The sequence below is a fragment of the Burkholderia pulmonis genome, assembly GCF_984667975.1.
The window spans coordinates 604,127-621,520 of record NZ_OZ480188.1; the positions used below are offsets into that span (position 1 = coordinate 604,127).

The following is a 17,394-nucleotide window of genomic DNA, read 5'->3' on the forward strand; positions in this document are numbered from 1 at the left end:
GTTTTGTCGCTCGGGGCGAGCACGGTCGATATGAGAAGGAATGCATTACGAACGCAGCGGGTAAAACAGTTCAGCGGAAGTTTGTTGGGCGCCATTTTTTTTTCATTTGCCCTTTTCCGAAGAGGAACGAACAACGTGGTTGCACCGAGATCCCAGCACGGGGCTCTTGAAGTATGGAAGAAATATTCCGTTCTGAAACTGGTAGAGATGACAGGCTCAAAGAGGGATGGCCGGGATTCGTGAATACCTGAAGCTTCAGGTATTCACGAATCCCGGCCATCCCTCGGCTGCGGCGTCTCGCCGAACCGGCGGGCGTCGCGGTTGACGGCAGCGCGTCGGAGAATCGGGACGTCGGCACACGGTGCGTTCGATTCGATCGGGAGCGTGCGATCCGGGTGAATGTGCGGCGCATGAAGATGCCGCCCTGCAACTTGTCGCAGGATGGCACCGCGCGCCGGGCGCGGCGCAACGAGCATGTGGTCGGCCCGGAGGATCGTCGTCGCTCGATGCGGATACGGCCGCGTACGCGTCATGCTCCAACGCGTGGGCCGAGCGGCCTCGCGGTTGCATCGGCACCGGCCGTTGCAAGGGGCCGGTTTCGCGCGGCGTTTTGCGCGCGCCACGGAGCATGCGGACGTGCTTGTGAAAGCGCAATCGCGACAGCGCGCCTTCGATACGCGTCAATGCATGTCAGTCGTGTCGCGTTCCCGGACCCTGATCTCGATGCCGGCGTCGAGCAAGTCGATGGCAGCCAGCGAATCCGCTTCAACGGTTCGCCGGCGAACGACCGGGTTCACCATTCGTCCGGAAGGGCGACCGCCGCGGTGCTCTGCGCGTGCGGCAGTCAGGCACTCGCTTGCCGCAGCGCGGCTTCATCGCTCGCAAGCGTCGTCGCGCACCCGCGGAACGTTTCGAAGGATCGAGCCGACGTGCGCGTCAATGCTCGCATGACGACGGGCTCAGATCGATGTCCGGCCAAACCATTCGCGTACGTGTCGGGATCGGGGAGGGCGCGATGGTGCGGCGTCGGCCTCGACCCGGGATCCGACGAGGAGGAAGCCGAGCAGATGGACCGATGGATCGAAATCAAGCGCGTTTCGAAGGTCCGGGTCGTATGCATGGGAGCCGGTTGCCCAGACGCCGCCATAACCCAGCGCATGGATCGCATTCAGCAGGTTCATCGCCGCGGCGCCGAGCGACAGCAGTTGCTCGATTTCCGGTACGTGGGAGCCGGGCACGACTGCAGCGCCGAGCGCGATGATGACCGGCGCAGCATACGCAGCCTGGCTGCGCTGTTCGTGAACTGCGCGGGGCGTATCAGGGTCGCGCGCGACGGCGATGTCGAACAGCACCTGCGCCAGCTCCGCACGCGCTTCGTTGCGGATGACGACGAAACGCCACGGGCGCAGGCCGCCATGATCCGGCGCGCGCAACGCAGCGTCGAACATCAGGTCGAGTTCCGCGTCGCCGGGCCCGGGCGCGGCCAGAGACCAATGCGACTGTCGCGAAAGCAATGTTTCGAAGAACGCTTCTGCAGAAATGTTTGCTGCGGTATCCATGTGCATGGTCCGTGTGAGGGTGACCAGAACATGATGTCCAAAAATCCAATCAGATGCAAATGCTTCTCATTACGTCTCGATTGAGATTGCGGATCACCCTGCACGTGAGCTTCGTGCGCTGCATTCGATGCGTAATGGAATTGAAATATATCTGGAGAACCGCGACAACGTGTGAGCCACGACTCGGTTCATTGCGGCGAGCGCCGGCGTTTGCCGCGACGGCGCCGCCCGGTTGCAGGCGCATGGTCCGCGCTGTCGGCGCCGGTTTCATCTGCGTCAGCTTTGCGTCGCTGCCATTTCAACCTGAGATCCCGCCACGTTTCGCTCGGGTGAAAAATCAGGCCCGCGATCCAGCTCGTCAGGATGAACACAACCGGCGCACACAGACATAGCCCCGCCAGCACGCCGAATGTCGTACCCAGTGTCGGAATGAACCGCGACGGCGAGCTCAAGCGCGGTACGACGAGCTCGATTGCGAAATGCCGGTCGATATAGTTGCCGACGAACCAGGTGGGGATCAGAATCGCAACGCAGAACCCTGCAAGGTTCTTGAAAACGAAGAACCAGCCCAGCCACGGCCGCTTGCCGACGATAGGCCGGTTGACGTCGGTCACGATCGACAGCAGGTAGAAAATGCCGATGCCGCCGCCGAAACCTCCGATAACGAATCCGCCAATAAAGTCGATCATAGGTATCCGTCAAAGGTAGCGGATGTTTCGACACGGGTGCACGGCGCCCGGGAATACTGCCTTCGTCGCCAATCCTGAACAACCCGCTTCGGTGCCGGCGGTTGTCGATGCTCATTTGCGGCACTATCGCGAAAAACGGGAATCATGGTCCATGACAGCCGGTCAAGCTGGCAGCATGTTAGCCGCTGGTGCCGATTCGTCAACCTGGCGAGCGTCGGGCAGGGATCTTTGCGTCACGTTCCAGCCATGCTGTCGTATTGACGGATGAGGGTGATCCGCCGGAGGGGCTGCCGCGTATGTCGCACGGCCGTCATGATCCGTCCATTCAGGCGGGCGCCGGCCATCCGGGAATCCGCGTCGCGAGATATCGCTTCGACGGCGAAAGACGCCGCGCCTATCATCAAGTCAGTTCGACCTTCGATGCGAGCGGCGAACTGCATGATCCATTGCCGGGGTGGCGGTTCATCTCACACCAGTGCGCCGAGGATGACGGAATCGCATGCCGCCTCGGTGTCGCGTGAAATCGAAAGCCGACGGACAGCTCCGCCGCAGGCTATCGGTTGGCTGAACAGGGAGCAGGAAGGAGGCTGCATGAATCGTAGGCGTCCAGCGCGTCTTGCGCACATTGCCGGCATCGGCGTCGACCGGATGGGCTCGTTGGCCGATCGCGCGGATCTCGACCTGTTGCGCCTCGAAAATCTTGACACCGACATCCCGCCCGTGGCCCAAGCGCTCGACATGACGCGAGCGGCCGTTGCGCGTGATTCGGCCAATTCCTATCTGCCGTTCGTCGGCCAGGATCGCTTGCGCGCGACCGCCGCCGCGCACGTCTCGGCCCTCTCGGGCGTGCGTTATACCGCCGACAACGTCGTCATCTCCGCCGGTGGCTTGTCCGGCATCCTGAACGTGCTGCTTGCCACCATCGAAGCCGGGGACGAAGTCATCGTAACCGACCCGACCTATGTCGGACTGTTGAACCGGATTCGGCTCGTGGGCGGGCTGCCGCGACAGGTTCCGTTCGACTTCAATCCGGCGTGCGAATGGAAGCTGAACCGCGACGCGTTGCGGGCAGCCGTCGGGCCTCGAACGCGTGCGATGTTGATGATGTCGCCCTCGATGCCCTCCGGGGGCGTGCTGGACGCGGAAGACTGGACGCTCGTCGCCGAGCTGTGCAGGCGCTACGACCTGTTGCTGATCGTCGATAGCGCGATGGAACGGCTGCTTTTCGATGGCCGCACATTGATCCATCCGGCAAGCCTTCCAGAGATGGAAGCGCGCACGGTGGTGGTCGGCGCCGCGTCGAAAGAACTGAGAATGATCGGCTGGCGCGTCGGCTGGATCGTGGCGCCGGATTGGCTGATGCCCGACCTGATTGCCGTATCGCTCGCGAATGTCGTCGTGCCGGTCGGGATCGCGCAGGAAGCGACGGCGGTCGCACTGGAGCACTCCAGCATGGATTTGCCCGCTTATGTTGGCGAGCTCGAGCGTCGACGCGACGCGGTTGCCGGCGCGCTGACGGGCTTGCCTTTCGGCATGCCGGCGGGAGGCTGGTCGATGTTGTTGCGCGTGTCGGATTACGGCCTGACCGGCGAACAAATGGCGCAGCGCCTCTTTGCTCGCGGCGTCTGCGCGACCGGCATGACGGGATGGGGAAGCGCGCACGGCGAAGACTACATTCGCTTCGTGTTTGCCAACGAGCCGGTCGAACGCTTGCGCAATCTCGGCGACCGCGTTCGCCTCGCGCTTGACGCGGAGCAAGTCGACGGAAAGCGTTGAGGAGGGCGCACACGGCAGCATTCACCAGTCAGTCAGGGAGATTCGCGTCGCCTGACAACTCAAACCGGCCGGAACCCCGTGTTGAGGAATAGACTGGACGCCCCGCAGTCTACTTGTCCGTTACCCGTTAGAGGAGAAGGGGTCCATGAGTTCGTTCGATCCTGTCGATTACGACAATGCCGTACCCGACGTGAAGGCCGTTTACGATGACATCAAGGAGACGCGCGGCGTGCCCGACGTCAACAACTTCTGGAAGGCCATCGCGCATCATCCGCCGACGCTCGCGCGCACGTGGGCGAGCCTGAAGGAAGTGATGGCGCCTGGCGCGCTGGATCCGTTCGTCAAGGAACTGATCTACATCGCGGTGAGCGTGACGAACAATTGCGGGTACTGCGTCGCGAGCCATACGGCCGCCGCGCGGCGGGCCGGGATGACCGACGAGGCATTTGGCGAACTGCTCGCCGTCGTCGGGATGGCGAACGAGACGAACCGGCTCGCCGTCGGCTATCGCGTGCCGATCGATCCGGCGTTCGAATAGGAACAGGCGCTCGGCAGGCCCCGGACGCCTGTCCAGACATTGTCTGGGATGACTTTCGGGGCTTGTGATCCGAACTCGCTCACGTGATCCCGTGACATGAGGCACGGCTGCAGTCAGGCATCGGCATGCGTGACGAGAAACGCCATGCTGCCGGCTTGCTCTGTTTCTCACGCATAGACCAGGAGCCGAAACTCATCCATGTGTACCGGAAGAAAAACAATCAGCACCATGTTGGCAACGCCCATTTAAAGAAATGGCAGGTCATCGCACCGCACGTGCGAACGCTGGGGTAGCACGGGTGGGGCACCGGCGGCAAGCGATCAACGGAAGGCGTGCGTGACGGCTACGCGGCATCGCGCGGCAGCGTGAGAACCGCATCGAGCCCACCGCCGGTGCGATTGCACAGGATCAGCGTGCCGCCGTGCAGCGTCGCGATGCTGCGCGCGATCGTGAGCCCGAGCCCAGTGCCGCCGTCGTCTCGGTTCGCATGCGCGCCGCGCCGGTATGGCTCGAACACGCGTTCGAGCCAGTCGTCCGGCAGGCCGGGGCCGGTATCGCCGACGACAATGCGCACGGCGTCCTTGCCGTCGCGTATGTCGATCGTCACCGGTGCGCCGCGGCTGTAATGCGCGGCGTTGTCGACGAGGTTCTGCAGGCAGCGTTTCAGGTTGCCCGCGAAGCCCGACACCGGCGCCGACGCGTGCCCGCGTATCGTGACCGCCTGGCCCGTATCGCGCGCATCCTCGGCCAGCCCTTCGAGCATCGAGTCGAGATCGATCCCGCAGCGCGGCTCGGTCACTTCCACGCCGCGCACCGCGTCGAGCGCGCCGCGGACCATCGATTCCATTTCGTCGAGATCGCCGCGCAGCCGGTCGCGCCATTCGGGATCGGGAAGCATCTCGGTGCGCAGCCGCAGGCGCGTGAGCGGCGTGCGCAGGTCGTGCGATATCGCGCCGAGAAAGCGCGCGCGTCCGGCAAAGCTGTCGATCAACTGCCGTTGCATCGCGTTGAACGACCCGGCCGCGCGGCGCACCTCCGACGGCCCGTCGACCGCCAGCGGCGGCCGGTGGATGTCCCGGCCGAGCGCCTCGGCAGCACGCGCGAGCTGCGTGAGCGGTTTCAGTGCGAAGCGCACCGCGACGAACGCGACGGCACACACGGCGACGAAGCGGATCAGGTAGAGCCGCAGCAGGTAGTCGACCACGAGCGACGCGGGCATCGCATGCATGCCCGCCTGGCCTTCGTCGGCCTGGATGTCGAGCCAGCCGCCGGACGGCAGGCCGACCTGGACGTGGAATTCGCCCGTCGGCATCCGTGAATCGAACAGGCTCAGCGGGCCTGCATGGCGGCCCGTGTCGTCGTGCAGTTCGGCGTCGACGAGGCGAAACGGCGGATCGGCGCCGAGCCGCTTCGACAGGACGCCGGTGATCAGCCCGGCCGTCGCGTGCTGCGCGAAGGTCAGCGTGCCGACGGGCGAGGGCGGATCGACATGGCGCAGCCGGTAGCGGTCATCGCCGAGCGCGGCGATGACCGCGTCGCGCGCGGCCGCATCCGGCGCGGCGTCGACGAGCCGCAGCGTATCGGCAAGCCGGCTCGCGAACAGGCGCGCCGGAATTTCCAGCATGCGGTTGTCGTGCGTGTCGAACCAGATCGTGCCGGTCAGCATCTGGCCGGCGAACATCCCGGCCGCCAGGATCGCGACGAGCCGCCCGAACAGCGAGTCGGGCCAGAGGCGCAGCGCCAGGCGCCGCGAGCCCATCACGCTTCGTGCACGACCTCCGCAACGAGCATGTAACCCTCGTTGCGGACCGTGCGGATCAGGGCCGCGTTGCGCGCGGCGTCTTTCAGGTGGTGGCGCAGCCGGCTCACGCACACGTCGATCGAGCGGTCGAGCGGCGCCAGCTCCTTGCCGAACACGCGATCGAGCAGGAACTCGCGCGACAGCGGGCGGTTCGGGTGATCGAGCAGCGCACGCAGCGTGCGGTAGTCGGAACCGCCGAGCGACACGATCACGCCGTCGGGCGACATCATCTGCTTCATCCGCGTATCGAGGTGCCAGCCGGCGAAGCTGACGCGCGACGACGCTTCCGTGCGCCGCGCGCCCGGAACCGCACGCGTGCGCCGCAACACCACCTTGATCTTCGCGACGAGCTCGCGCGGATCGAACGGCTTCGGCAGGTAGTCGTCCGCCCCCATCTCGAGGCCGAGGATCCGGTCGAGCAGGCCGCCGCGCGCGCTCAGGATCACGATCGGCACGTCGTGGCGCTGGCGCAGGTCGCGCGTGAGGTCGAGGCCGTCCTCGCCGTCGAGCATCAGGTCGAGCACGACGAGATCGACGGTCGCCGTACCGAGCGCCTGCCTGAGCTGCAAGCCGTTCTCGGCCAGCGTGACGCGGTAGTTCATCGCGCGCAGGTAGTCGCCGAGCAGCGTACGGATGTTCGGATCGTCGTCGACGACAAGGATGTGGTCCATCGGGAGGTGCTTCCGGATCAATCGAAATGAATCTGAAAGGAATGCGGCGCCAACACATTCCATTACAAAAGGCCGCGCTTCCAACACATCGGCATTACACGCGGTGATTACAGTGTCGCCCTTCAAATGGCAATGATTCTCATTCAGAGGCGACATTATGGCAATTTTCAGACAACCGTGGGTGCGGCATGCGGGCTCCGCCGCGATCGCGCTGGCGATCGGCGCGGCTGCCGCACACGCAACGGCAGCGACCACCGAGCCGGTTTCCGCGATGTCGCCCGCGCCGGCGACCGTAACCGACCTCGCGGGCCGCACGGTTCGCGTCCCGGCACAGGCGCCGCGCCGGATCCTGCTTGGCGAGAGCCGGCTGCTGTCGGCCGTCGCACTGCTCGACGGCAAGCAGCCGCTCGCGCGCATCGTCGGCTGGCAGGGCGACCTGCCGCTGATGGACCCGCAAACCTTCGACGCGTACGCCCGGGCATTCCCGCAGATTCGCCGCATTCCGCTGATCGGCCAGGCGACCGAGGACAGCATCAGTGCCGAGAAGGCGCTGAGCCTGAAGCCCGATCTCGCGATCTTCAGCCTCGGTGGGCACGGGCCGAGTCGTTACAACGCGCTCGTGAAGCAGCTCGAGGCGACCGGCACGACGGTCGTGTTCGTCGACTTCCGGCTGCATCCGCTGCAGAACACGCTGCCGAGCATCGCGCTGCTCGGCGCGGTCATGCACCGTACGGAGCAGGCGAGCGCGTATGCGGCGTTCTACCGCGCGCATCTCGCGCACGTCGAGGCGGTCGTGAACCGGATCCCCGATGCACAGCGGCCGAAAGTATTCGTCGACCTGCTCGCGGGCGTATGGGACGCCGGCTGCTGCCACACCGCCGGCAACGGCAACTTCGGCGAGTTCGTGACGGCCGCGGGCGGCCGCAACATCGCGGCGGGCCTGCTGCCCGGCGTGCTCGGCGACATCAGCATGGAGCAGGCGATCGCCGCGCAGCCCGACGTATACATCGCAACCGGCAGCCGCACGAAGCCGGGGCTCGCGTCGCTGCGGGTCGGCGCACGGACGAGTGCGCGCGACGCGGCGGCCAGCCTCGCGCAGCTTGCCGCGCGGCCGGGATTCGATGCGATCAAGGCGATCCGCGACGGCAGCGTGCACGGCATCTCGCACAACTATTACGACTCGCCGTACAACATCCTCGCGATCGAGGCGTTCGCGAAGTGGTTCTATCCGCAGCAGTTCAAGGATCTCGACGTGAAGGCGACGCAGGCCGAACTGCATCGCCGCTTCCTCGCGATCGCGCCGCAGGGCGCCGAGTGGGTCGACGCGCCGCTGCCGGCCGCTTCGTCGCAGGCCGCACGATGAGCGACGCCATGCTTCGGGACGCCGCACCCGGCCACGCAGCCGGACGCGTGCATGCGGCGAGCCTGCGCGACTACCTCCGGCTCACGCGGCGGCGGGCGGCCGCGCTTGTCGTCGTCGCGCTGTTGATCGTCGTGTCGGTGCTGTTCGACCTGTCGTCCGGGCCGTCGGGCATGCCCGTCGCGACGCTGCTGCGCACGCTCGTCGAGCGCGCGGGCGCCGATCCGGCCGTGCGCGTGATCGTCTGGCAGATCCGTCTGCCGTATGCGGCGATGGCCGTGCTCGTCGGCGCGGCGCTCGGCCTGTCCGGCGCCGAGATGCAGACGATCCTCGCCAATCCGCTCGCGAGCCCGTACACGCTCGGCGTGTCGGCCGCTGCCGCATTCGGCGCGTCGCTCGCGATCGTGCTCGACGTGACGATTCCGGGTATCGCACAGACCTGGGTCGTATCGGCGAACGCGTTCGTCTTCGCGTTCCTGTCCGCGCTGCTGCTCGACGCGGTCGCGCGCTGGCGCGGGATGAATACCACGGGCGTCGTGCTGATGGGCATCGCGCTGGTGTTCGCGTTCCATGCGCTCGTGTCGCTGATGCAGTTCATCGCGTCGGCCGACGCGCTGCAGGGGCTCGTGTTCTGGACGCTCGGTTCGCTCGCACGCGCCGACTGGCCGAAACTCGCGGTGCTCGCCGCGGCGCTGGCCATTGCGCTGCCGCTGTCGATGCGCAACGCGTGGACGCTTACCGCGCTGAGGCTCGGCGAAGATCGCGCGGCCAGCTTCGGCATCGACGTGAAGCGCGTGCGGCTCGCGACGCTGCTGCGCGTGTCGGTGCTGTCGGCGCTCGCGGTGTCGTTCGTCGGCACGATCGGCTTCGTCGGGCTGATCGCACCGCATCTTGCCCGCACGCTGTTCGGCGAGGACCACCGGTTCTATCTGCCCGGCAGCCTGCTGCTCGGCGCGCTGATGCTGTCGCTCGCGTCGATCGCATCGAAGCTGATCGTGCCGGGCGTGCTGATCCCGGTCGGGATCGTCACCGCGCTCGTCGGCATTCCGCTGTTCCTCGGCATCGTCGTGCGTTCGCAGGGAGGTCACGCATGAGCGGGCTGACGATCGACGGACTGACCGTGCATTACGGGCGGCGCAACGTGCTCGTGTCCCTGGCCGCGGGACCGCTGCCGCGCGGTTGCATCACCGCGCTGCTCGGCCCGAACGGCAGCGGCAAGTCGACGCTGTTGCGCACGCTGGCGGGGCTGACGCGTGCGGCATCGGGCTCGCTTGCGCTCGACGGCGCGGCGTTCGTGCCGGGGCTGCGCGATGCGCGCTCGCACGGTGTCGTGTACCTGCCGCAGGCGTTGCCGGCCGGCGTGCGCCTGCAGGTGCTCGAATCGGTCGTCGTCGCGCGCCGCGCGACGCGACACGGGTTCATGCCGGTCGCCCGCCACGCGGGCGGTGACGATGACGGCACGGCGGCGCTCGCGGTGCTCGCCCGGCTCGGCATCGAGGCGCTCGCGCCACGCACGCTCGACGAACTGTCCGGCGGACAGCGTCAGCTTGTTGGCCTCGCCCAGGCGCTCGCCCGCGATCCGCAGGTGCTGCTGCTCGACGAGCCGCTGTCCGCGCTCGACCTCAATCACCAGCACCAGGTGATGGCCGCGCTGCGCGACATCACGCACGAGCGACAGCTCGTGACGGTCGTCGTGCTGCACGACATTAGCGCCGCATTGCGCGGTTGCGACCGCGCGATGCTGCTGCACCGTGGCCGCATCGTGCGCTTCGGGGTGCCGGAAGACGTCGTGACGCCCGTCAGCCTTGCCGACGTGTTCGACGTCGCCGCGCGCATCGAACGCTGCTCGCGCGGCCAGCTCCAGGTGCTGATCGACGGGCTTGCATCGAACGATCCGCTGGCCGCCGCAACGCGCTGACCCAACGCTTCATCACTCTCATCACCGGAAGGATTCATGTCGTCGTCTCTTCAACGGGCCGGCCGATCGCCGTCGGCCCTGCTGTCGAACCTGATGGGCGCCACGCTCGGGCTGGCCATGCTGTCGGCCGCGCATGCGCAGTCGAACGTATCGGCCGCCGCGCCGGACGCGTCGTCGTCGCCGGGCGCCACGCTGCCCGCGATCGACATCCACGCGCATTCGTCGCCGTACCGCACCGAATTCCTGCAATCGGACCAGTTCACCGCGCCGCTGCTGGACATCGCGCAGAGTGTCGCGGTCATCCCGAAGAAAGTGCTCGACGAGCAGCAGGCCCAGAGCCTGCAGGACATCCTGAAGAACGTGCCCGGCATCACGTTCACGTCGGGCGAGGGCAACCTCGGCTGGGGTGACATGTTTACGATCCGCGGCTTTTCGGGCGAGCAGAGCATCACCGTCGACGGCATACGCGACGCGGGCCTCGCCGGGCGCACGGATACGTTCAATGTCGAGCGCGTCGAGGTGTTCAAGGGCACCGGCACGATCGAGTCCGGCGTTGCCGCGCCCGGCGGCAGCGTGAACCTCGTCAGCAAGGAGGCGCATGCCGGCGACGCGTACCACTTGTCGACGACGCTCGGCACCGCCAGCTACCGCCGCGTGACCGCCGACCTCAACAAGCAGCTGACGCCGACGTCGGCGTTCCGGCTCAACCTGATGCGTCACTACAACGCGGTCGACGGTCGCGCGGTGACCGACTACGACCGCTGGGGCGTGGCCGGCTCGCTGGCGCTCGGCCTCGGCACGCAGACGCGAGTGACAATCGACTATCTGCACCAGAACGACGTGAACACGCCCGACACCGGCGTGCCGATCGCGCGCGGCACCGGCGGCGCGCGGATGCCGGGCGTGCCGCGCAACGGCTGGTACGGCGACCCGAACCTGTTCACCGATCGCGAAGTGACGGACCGCGCGACGGTCAAGATCGAGCACGACTTCAACGACAACGTGAGGATTTCCAACCTCAGCCGCTTCGAGCAGACCGACCGCATCACGGTGCTGTCGCCCGCGCGCTTCAACTCGACCGGCGGCACGTCGTACGGCTATGGCGGTACCGGGCCGCTCGTCACGAGCGGTGCGGGGGTAGCGTCGTACAGCGGCTATGCGCCGATCGCGAACGCGTCGCCGCTGGCGGTGCTGCGCGGTAGCAACTTCGGCACGTCGAAGCGCTACGACATCGTGGCGAACGAAACCAACCTGAATCTCTCGTTCGACACGGGCGGCCTGCATCACGACGTCGTCACGGGGGCGGAGGTGTATCACGAGCGCTACGGCGATCTCGCGCGCACGATTCTCGCGCCGTCGGCGAATCCGGTGATGAACCTGACGAACGCCTACGGCACGAACATGGGCGGCATGCCGACGCTCGAAGGCGGCGCGGGCGACTATGCGTCGCTCACCGATGCGGGTGTGTACCTGCGCGACACCGTGACCGTCACGCCGCAATGGCTCGTCGAAGGCGCGGTGCGCTACGACCGCTTCTCGTTGAAGCAGGTCAACGGCGCGGCGAACGCGCACACGGTCGCGCGCAGCAACGACGGCGCGTTGAGCGGCCGGATCGGCATCACGTACAAGCCGGTGCCGTTCGGCAGCCTCTATGCGACCTACAGCCGGGCCGCGCAACCGTCCGCGGTGGGCGCGACGACCAACAACGTGATCTACGGCAACACGTCGAGCCAGGATCTGCAGGCGGCCGTCGCGCAGACGTGGGAAGTGGGCTCGAAATGGGATCTGTTCGATCACCGGCTGTCGGTGACGGGTGCGTTGTTTCGTACCGAGCTGTCCGATTCGTGGGATTACGGCGACGGCACGACGACGGTCGTGCGTGCGCTGCCGCCGCGCCGGGTGGACGGCCTCGAGCTCGGCGTGTCCGGCAACCTGACGGACCGGTGGTCCGCATTCGCGGGATTCGCCGCGATGCGCGGCCGCATCACGAAGGGCGCGAATGCCGGGCTGCGGCCTGCCAACGTGCCCAACGCGACGTTCAACCTGTGGACGACGTATGCCGTCACGCCGAAGCTGTCGGTCAGCTACGGCGCCCAGTACGTCGGCACGCGGCGCTACACCGACAACGGCTACGTCGGCGGCCAGAACAACAACAGCAGCACCGTGAACGGCGCGAACGGCAAGCATCCCGTGTACGTAGCGGACAACGAAAAGGCGCCTTCGTTCTGGCTGCATTCGATCGCTGCGCGCTACGAGGTCGACAAGCACCTGACGGTGGGACTCAACGTGCAGAACCTGTTCGACACGTTCTATTACTCGGCGATCGGCGCGTCGCTCGACGGTTTCCAGTTGTACGGCGTGCCGGGAGCAGGGCGCACCGTGATGGCGACTGCCGATATCCGATTCTGACGCGCACCGGCGCACCGTATCCGCTTCAAAGGAAACCACACAATGATGATCGAGATTCCGGGCGTGTTCAGCCCGGCAGAGGCGGCCCGGCTCGTCGAGCAGCTGCGCGCCGCGCAATGGGTCGACGGCCGCGCGACGGCCGGCGCGCAATCTCGGCGCGTGAAGGAGAACCGGCAGCTCGACGGCGACGATCCGCTCGCGCGCGAGATCGGCGATGAGATCATTCGCCGTCTTGCACAGAATGCTGTGTTCATGTCGGCGGCGCTGCCCAAGCGGATTTATCCGCCGCTGTTCAATCGCTACGCGGGCGGGGAGTCGTTCGGGTATCACATCGACAACGCGGTGCGCGGCGTTCGTGCGTCGCGCGAACGTGTGCGCACGGACCTGTCGGCGACGCTGTTCCTGAACGATCCGGCGAGCTATGACGGCGGAGAGCTCGTCGTGCGCGACACGTACGGCGAGCACCGCGCGAAACTCGCGGCCGGCAGCATGATCCTGTATCCCGGATCGAGCGTGCACAAGGTCGAGGCCGTGACGCGCGGCGAGCGGCTGGCGTCGTTTTTCTGGATCGAGAGCCTCGTGCGCGACGATGCGCAGCGCAGCTTGTTGCTGGACATGGATGTCGCGATCCAGCGCTTGACGCAGCAGGACGCGGATGGCGAATCGTTGTTGCAGCTGACCGGCGCGTATCACAACCTGTTGAGGATGTGGGCGGATGTTTGAACCGGGTGCGGCCGGATGAAATCCCGGGGCCGGTACTCGCCGGGACCGGACTCCATTCCACCGGGACGGTGTGGAGGCGAAGTCAAAGAAGGCGAGCACGGTGCATGTCGGTTCATGAGAACCCACCCCGTCTCCAGGCACGCCGGATCCTTCTCCACTGGTCCAATCCGCTTGACGCGTTCGATCCGCTAACAGGTCGTTGAATTGCTGTTCTGCCCGGCGCAACTTGCCCTCTACCGTTCGCGGCAATCGCCGCGAAGCGTTCAATTTCGGCTCACTCGCCCGATTTCAATGCGAAGGGGAAAACGTCGCGGGCTTCCTGGTGCCCACTCCGGTACCTCGGGTGCTCCGCGGACGCAACGCGGCCAGTGATCTCAACCGAGTCAGTTGTGGGCTGCCATCGTCAGCGTCAGCAGTTAGGAATGCCGTCGACGTCGTCACGATCGGCCTGATTCGCGAGGAATCCCCTGATCCGGGCGCTCGTTGAGGGCGGACGAACAGTACAGTCGTGTCGGCTGTGTCACGGCACAGACATGCATTCATCCAGCAGGGGCAACTCGTGTCATTCAGGTGTCGTAGTATATGAGCAAATATAACGTGTTGAGGAAGGTCATGTTGCGCAAGCTGATGATGTGCTGCCTGCTGCTGGCGGGTCTATCGATCGCGGGCCCCGGCCATGCCGATGAGGGCACGGTCGATGTGCTTTACGCGGGATCGCTCGTCAACCTGATGGAGCGCAGCGTCGGTCCCGCGTTCGAACAGGAAACCGGCCTGCGATTTCGCGGCTACGCAGCCGGGTCGAACAAGATCGCCAACGAGATCAAGGGCAGGCTGCGGCGCGGGGACGTGTTCATCAGCGCTAGCCCGAAGGTCAACGAGGCGCTGATGGGGCCGGCCAACGGCGATCATGTCGCGTGGTACGTCAGCTTCGCGGAGTCGCCGCTGCTAATCGGCTATAGCCCGCGCAGTCGTTTCGCGCAAGCGTTCAGGACGCAGCGGTGGGAGCAGGTCCTGCAGGCGCCGGGAATCCGCATCGGCCGCACCGATCCGAAGCTCGACCCGAAGGGTGCGTTCACCGTCGACATGATGCAGAAGGCCGCAACGCTCTACCATCAGCCCGATCTCGTCGAGAAGACGCTCGGCGCGCCGGAGAATCCCGACCAGGTGCTGCCGGAGGAGACGCTGGTCGGCCGGCTGCAGTCGGGCCAGCTCGATGCGGGATTCTTTTATTCGACGGAGACCACCGACCTGAAGATTCCGGCGGTGCGGCCGGCGCCTGAACTGCAGGCCAAGGCGGGCTACACGCTGACGATTCTCGGTGATGCGCCCGATCCGGCCGGCGCGTCGAAGTTCGTCGCGTTCCTGCTGGGCGCGAAGGGGCGTGCGCTGCTCGAGCAGCACGGCGTCGACGTAATCAAGCCGAAAGTTTTCGGCAATTCCCAGGCCGTGCCCGCGGCATTGCAGGGCGTGATCGACAACGCGCGATGAAGCGCGCTTCAGCGCGGCCGGTGGTCGCGCTTGCCGTCCTGCTGGCCGTCTATCTGTGCGCGCCGTTCGTCGCCAGCGTTCCGCAGATCGGGCAGGGCGACTGGGCGGGCGTCGACTGGCGTGCGACCGGGTCGGCCGTTGCCGTGTCGGCCGGCAGTGCCAGCGTCGCCACGCTGCTGATCCTCGCGTGCGGCGTGCCGCTGGGCTACTGGCTCGCGCGCTCGTCGTCGCGCGTGATGGCGCTGCTCGCCTTCGTCGTGCAGTTGCCGCTGGCGTTACCGCCGCTGACCAGCGGCGTGCTGCTGCTGTTCCTGTTCGGCCCGTATAGCGGGTTCGGCCGGTTGACGGGCGGCGCGCTGACCGATTCGTTCGCGGGCATTGTGCTGGCGGAGACGTTCGTGGCCGCGCCGTTCTTGATCGTCGCCGCACGTTCAGCCTTCGCGTCGGTCGACCCGGTGCTCGAGGATGTCGCCGCGACCCTTGGCTATCCGGCGCGCGACCGGTTCTTTCGGGTCGCGCTGCCCGCTGCGTGGCCCGGAATCCGGGCCGGTCTCGCACTCGCGTGGTTGCGCGCGTTCGGCGAGTTCGGCGCAACCGTGATGGTCGCCTATCACCCGTATTCGCTGCCGGTCTACACCTATGTCGTGTTCGGCGGGCAGGGGTTGCCGGCGATGATGCCGTTGTTGCTGCCCACGCTCGCGATCGCGGTGACGTGCGCGATGCTGTCCGTGTACGGCCGGGGCGCGCGGCACGAGGCGGTGGCGATGCCGGCGGAGAACGTGGACGAACTGCCGCTGCCGCCGTCGCATCCGGCCGCGGCGGCGACGGCCCGGAATCCGCGTCTTGCCGTGCGGTTGACGAAGCGCCTGGGCACCTTCAGCCTCGATGTTCGCTGGGAGCCCACCACCCGTCGGCTCGCGATCATCGGGCCGTCCGGCTCGGGCAAGTCGCTCGCGCTGCGGCTGATCGCCGGGCTCGAGCAAAACGAGTCGGGCACGGTGACGCTCGGTGCGCTGGATCTCGGCGCGCTGCCGCCCGAACGGCGGCAGATCGGTTATACGCCGCAGGATTATGGCCTGTTCCCGCACATGACGGTGGCGCGGCAACTGGCCTTTCCGGTCGACGCAGACGGGCCAGCTGCGCGTTACTGGGTCGATCAGCTCGGCCTCGGCACGCTCCTGGGCCGGCTGCCGCACCAGCTGTCGCTGGGGCAGCGGCAACGCGTTGCGGTCGCGCGAGCGCTGACCCGTCATAGCCACCTGCTGCTGTTCGACGAGCCGTTCTCCGCACTCGATACGCCGCGTCGCCGCGCGCTGCAGCGCTCGCTCAAGGCCATGCAGCGCGAGATTTCCGCCGTGACCCTGATCGTCACGCACGATCCGGACGAGGCGGCGCTGCTCGCCGACGAGGTACTCGTTATCGATCAAGGGCGCGCGCTTCAGTCGGGCACGATCGACCACGTGTTCGAACGACCGGTGAACCTGCGCGTCGCGGCATTGCTCGGGCTGAGAAACGTCGGCGCCGGCGTGATCGATGCGCCAGGCGTCGTCGGCGTGAACGACGCGCTGTCGATCGCCACATCGGACCAGTCGTTCGACGCAGGACGGCGGGTCATGTGGCGCGTGGCCGCGCGCGCGCTGCGCATCGCACCCGCGACCGGCGCGTTCGAAGGGCGAGTCGATGTCGTCGAGCGACGCGACGGCGAGCGATTCGCCCGGGTCGAGATCGCGGGGGCGCACTTCGATTTCGCGATCGGCGACTTCGATCTGGTCGAGCGCGACACCTGCCGGTTCGACATCGCGCCGGACGGGGTATCCGTCTGGGCGGCCGAATCTGTCCCGGCTTGAACGGCCCGCATCCGACAGATCGTCCAGTAAGCCTGCACGATGACGGTTCTCGTCGCGACACTCGGCATCTGCATCTATGTTCGGCAGTTCGAACCGCCTCCAGCTACGACATTTCAACTTTGCTTTTACAAAAAACATCGATCATACATATTATGTAAAATTTAATATCAGATAACCGATTGATAATGGCTACGCGATTTTCATAGAAATCTTAGTCGCTTAACAAGACACGGGACGCTGCCTTTATTTAGCCACCTGCTCAGCGGGAGGGTCGCCGACCGACTTGACTGTTTCGATCTCTGCCCGTTGAGCCTCGCTCAGCTTGTACCCACACTTGATGTCACGGGCGAGACTCCGAGCGGCTTTAGACGTTCGCGAGATCATGGGCGTCTTCGGCCGGGATCCTCCCTTGAGTGTCGGCGATCTTCTGATCGAGCCGGCGATCCACCCAGTTCAGAATGTCTGCCTGAAACGTCTTGAGGGGTAATCGTCCTTTTCGTGCAAAATCTGGCGGCGTATCTAAAAATACGTAGAAAAATCATAAACCTATGAAGCCATCGATTTCGCGGAATTGCGTCCTTCAGGTGCAAAATCTGGCGCTTTAACATGGCGCTC

At 66.1% G+C, this 17,394-nt stretch carries 14 protein-coding genes; 10 read left to right on the forward strand and 4 right to left on the reverse strand.

Annotation, left to right across the window (positions count from 1 at the left end; translation table 11 throughout):
* Positions 1–959 precede the first annotated feature (959 nt).
* Both AC5LXK_RS34270 and AC5LXK_RS34275 read right to left on the reverse strand, forming a co-directional pair.
* Positions 960–1,559 (reverse strand): nitroreductase family protein, encoded by a 600-nt coding sequence (locus tag AC5LXK_RS34270; RefSeq protein WP_493395054.1) that lies wholly within the window; start codon positions 1,557–1,559, stop codon positions 960–962.
* Between the two features lie 188 nt (positions 1,560–1,747).
* Positions 1,748–2,248, reverse strand: a complete 501-nt coding sequence (locus AC5LXK_RS34275) for a hypothetical protein (RefSeq protein WP_493395055.1) — start codon at positions 2,246–2,248, stop codon at positions 1,748–1,750.
* A 296-nt stretch (positions 2,249–2,544) separates the two neighbouring features.
* On the opposite strand from AC5LXK_RS34275, the gene AC5LXK_RS34280 reads away from it, so the two are divergent.
* From AC5LXK_RS34280 to AC5LXK_RS34290, 3 genes are all read left to right on the forward strand, one after another.
* Entirely contained in the window at positions 2,545–2,769 is a 225-nt protein-coding gene (locus AC5LXK_RS34280) for a hypothetical protein (RefSeq protein ID WP_493395056.1), read from the forward strand.
* Positions 2,770–2,839: 70 nt separating this feature from the next.
* Positions 2,840–4,024 (forward strand): pyridoxal phosphate-dependent aminotransferase, encoded by a 1,185-nt coding sequence (locus tag AC5LXK_RS34285; RefSeq protein WP_493395057.1) that lies wholly within the window; start codon positions 2,840–2,842, stop codon positions 4,022–4,024.
* A gap of 145 nt (positions 4,025–4,169) precedes the next feature.
* A complete protein-coding gene (locus AC5LXK_RS34290; protein WP_493395058.1) occupies positions 4,170–4,562 on the forward strand; it encodes a carboxymuconolactone decarboxylase family protein in 393 nt (130 codons plus the stop codon).
* 343 nt (positions 4,563–4,905) lie between these two features.
* Here AC5LXK_RS34290 and AC5LXK_RS34295 read toward each other — a convergent pair whose 3' ends face one another.
* Together AC5LXK_RS34295 and AC5LXK_RS34300 are read right to left on the reverse strand one after the other, a co-directional pair.
* Positions 4,906–6,321, reverse strand: coding sequence for a sensor histidine kinase (locus AC5LXK_RS34295; protein WP_493395059.1), 1,416 nt, complete (start codon positions 6,319–6,321; stop codon positions 4,906–4,908).
* Complete coding sequence (locus tag AC5LXK_RS34300) at positions 6,321–7,034, reverse strand: response regulator (RefSeq protein ID WP_493395060.1); 714 nt, start codon at positions 7,032–7,034, stop codon at positions 6,321–6,323. Before AC5LXK_RS34300 ends, AC5LXK_RS34295 begins: the two co-directional genes overlap by 1 nt.
* Positions 7,035–7,191: 157 nt before the next feature.
* On the opposite strand from AC5LXK_RS34300, the gene AC5LXK_RS34305 reads away from it, so the two are divergent.
* The 7 genes from AC5LXK_RS34305 to AC5LXK_RS34335 all read left to right on the forward strand — a co-directional run bounded on the left by AC5LXK_RS34305 (position 7,192) and on the right by AC5LXK_RS34335 (position 16,779).
* On the forward strand, positions 7,192–8,397 hold the full coding sequence (locus AC5LXK_RS34305; RefSeq protein ID WP_493395061.1) for an ABC transporter substrate-binding protein: 1,206 nt from the start codon (positions 7,192–7,194) through the stop codon (positions 8,395–8,397).
* A gap of 8 nt (positions 8,398–8,405) precedes the next feature.
* The gene (locus AC5LXK_RS34310) at positions 8,406–9,488 is read left to right on the forward strand and encodes a FecCD family ABC transporter permease (RefSeq protein ID WP_493395062.1); all 1,083 of its coding nucleotides are present in this window, start codon (positions 8,406–8,408) and stop codon (positions 9,486–9,488) included.
* On the forward strand, positions 9,485–10,312 hold the full coding sequence (locus AC5LXK_RS34315; RefSeq protein ID WP_493395063.1) for an ABC transporter ATP-binding protein: 828 nt from the start codon (positions 9,485–9,487) through the stop codon (positions 10,310–10,312). Before AC5LXK_RS34310 ends, AC5LXK_RS34315 begins: the two co-directional genes overlap by 4 nt.
* Before the next feature lie 36 nt (positions 10,313–10,348).
* A complete protein-coding gene (locus tag AC5LXK_RS34320; RefSeq protein ID WP_493395064.1) occupies positions 10,349–12,721 on the forward strand; it encodes a TonB-dependent receptor in 2,373 nt (790 codons plus the stop codon).
* 42 nt (positions 12,722–12,763) lie between these two features.
* Positions 12,764–13,444: a Fe2+-dependent dioxygenase gene (locus AC5LXK_RS34325; RefSeq protein WP_493395065.1), complete on the forward strand. Its 681-nt coding sequence runs from the start codon at positions 12,764–12,766 to the stop codon at positions 13,442–13,444.
* Between the two features lie 612 nt (positions 13,445–14,056).
* Positions 14,057–14,932, forward strand: coding sequence for an extracellular solute-binding protein (locus tag AC5LXK_RS34330; protein WP_493395092.1), 876 nt, complete (start codon positions 14,057–14,059; stop codon positions 14,930–14,932).
* The gene (locus AC5LXK_RS34335) at positions 14,929–16,779 is read left to right on the forward strand and encodes an ABC transporter ATP-binding protein/permease (RefSeq protein WP_493395066.1); all 1,851 of its coding nucleotides are present in this window, start codon (positions 14,929–14,931) and stop codon (positions 16,777–16,779) included. Before AC5LXK_RS34330 ends, AC5LXK_RS34335 begins: the two co-directional genes overlap by 4 nt.
* Positions 16,780–17,394: the final 615 nt, after the last annotated feature.

Coding starts and splice junctions, on each gene's coding strand:
- AC5LXK_RS34270 (WP_493395054.1), bottom strand. CDS start 1,559: ATGGATACCGCAGCAAACATTTCTGCAGAAGCGTTCTTCGAAACATTG.
- AC5LXK_RS34275 (WP_493395055.1), bottom strand. CDS start 2,248: ATGATCGACTTTATTGGCGGATTCGTTATCGGAGGTTTCGGCGGCGGC.
- AC5LXK_RS34280 (WP_493395056.1), top strand. CDS start 2,545: ATGTCGCACGGCCGTCATGATCCGTCCATTCAGGCGGGCGCCGGCCAT.
- AC5LXK_RS34285 (WP_493395057.1), top strand. CDS start 2,840: ATGAATCGTAGGCGTCCAGCGCGTCTTGCGCACATTGCCGGCATCGGC.
- AC5LXK_RS34290 (WP_493395058.1), top strand. CDS start 4,170: ATGAGTTCGTTCGATCCTGTCGATTACGACAATGCCGTACCCGACGTG.
- AC5LXK_RS34295 (WP_493395059.1), bottom strand. CDS start 6,321: ATGGGCTCGCGGCGCCTGGCGCTGCGCCTCTGGCCCGACTCGCTGTTC.
- AC5LXK_RS34300 (WP_493395060.1), bottom strand. CDS start 7,034: ATGGACCACATCCTTGTCGTCGACGACGATCCGAACATCCGTACGCTG.
- AC5LXK_RS34305 (WP_493395061.1), top strand. CDS start 7,192: ATGGCAATTTTCAGACAACCGTGGGTGCGGCATGCGGGCTCCGCCGCG.
- AC5LXK_RS34310 (WP_493395062.1), top strand. CDS start 8,406: ATGCTTCGGGACGCCGCACCCGGCCACGCAGCCGGACGCGTGCATGCG.
- AC5LXK_RS34315 (WP_493395063.1), top strand. CDS start 9,485: ATGAGCGGGCTGACGATCGACGGACTGACCGTGCATTACGGGCGGCGC.
- AC5LXK_RS34320 (WP_493395064.1), top strand. CDS start 10,349: ATGTCGTCGTCTCTTCAACGGGCCGGCCGATCGCCGTCGGCCCTGCTG.
- AC5LXK_RS34325 (WP_493395065.1), top strand. CDS start 12,764: ATGATGATCGAGATTCCGGGCGTGTTCAGCCCGGCAGAGGCGGCCCGG.
- AC5LXK_RS34330 (WP_493395092.1), top strand. CDS start 14,057: ATGTTGCGCAAGCTGATGATGTGCTGCCTGCTGCTGGCGGGTCTATCG.
- AC5LXK_RS34335 (WP_493395066.1), top strand. CDS start 14,929: ATGAAGCGCGCTTCAGCGCGGCCGGTGGTCGCGCTTGCCGTCCTGCTG.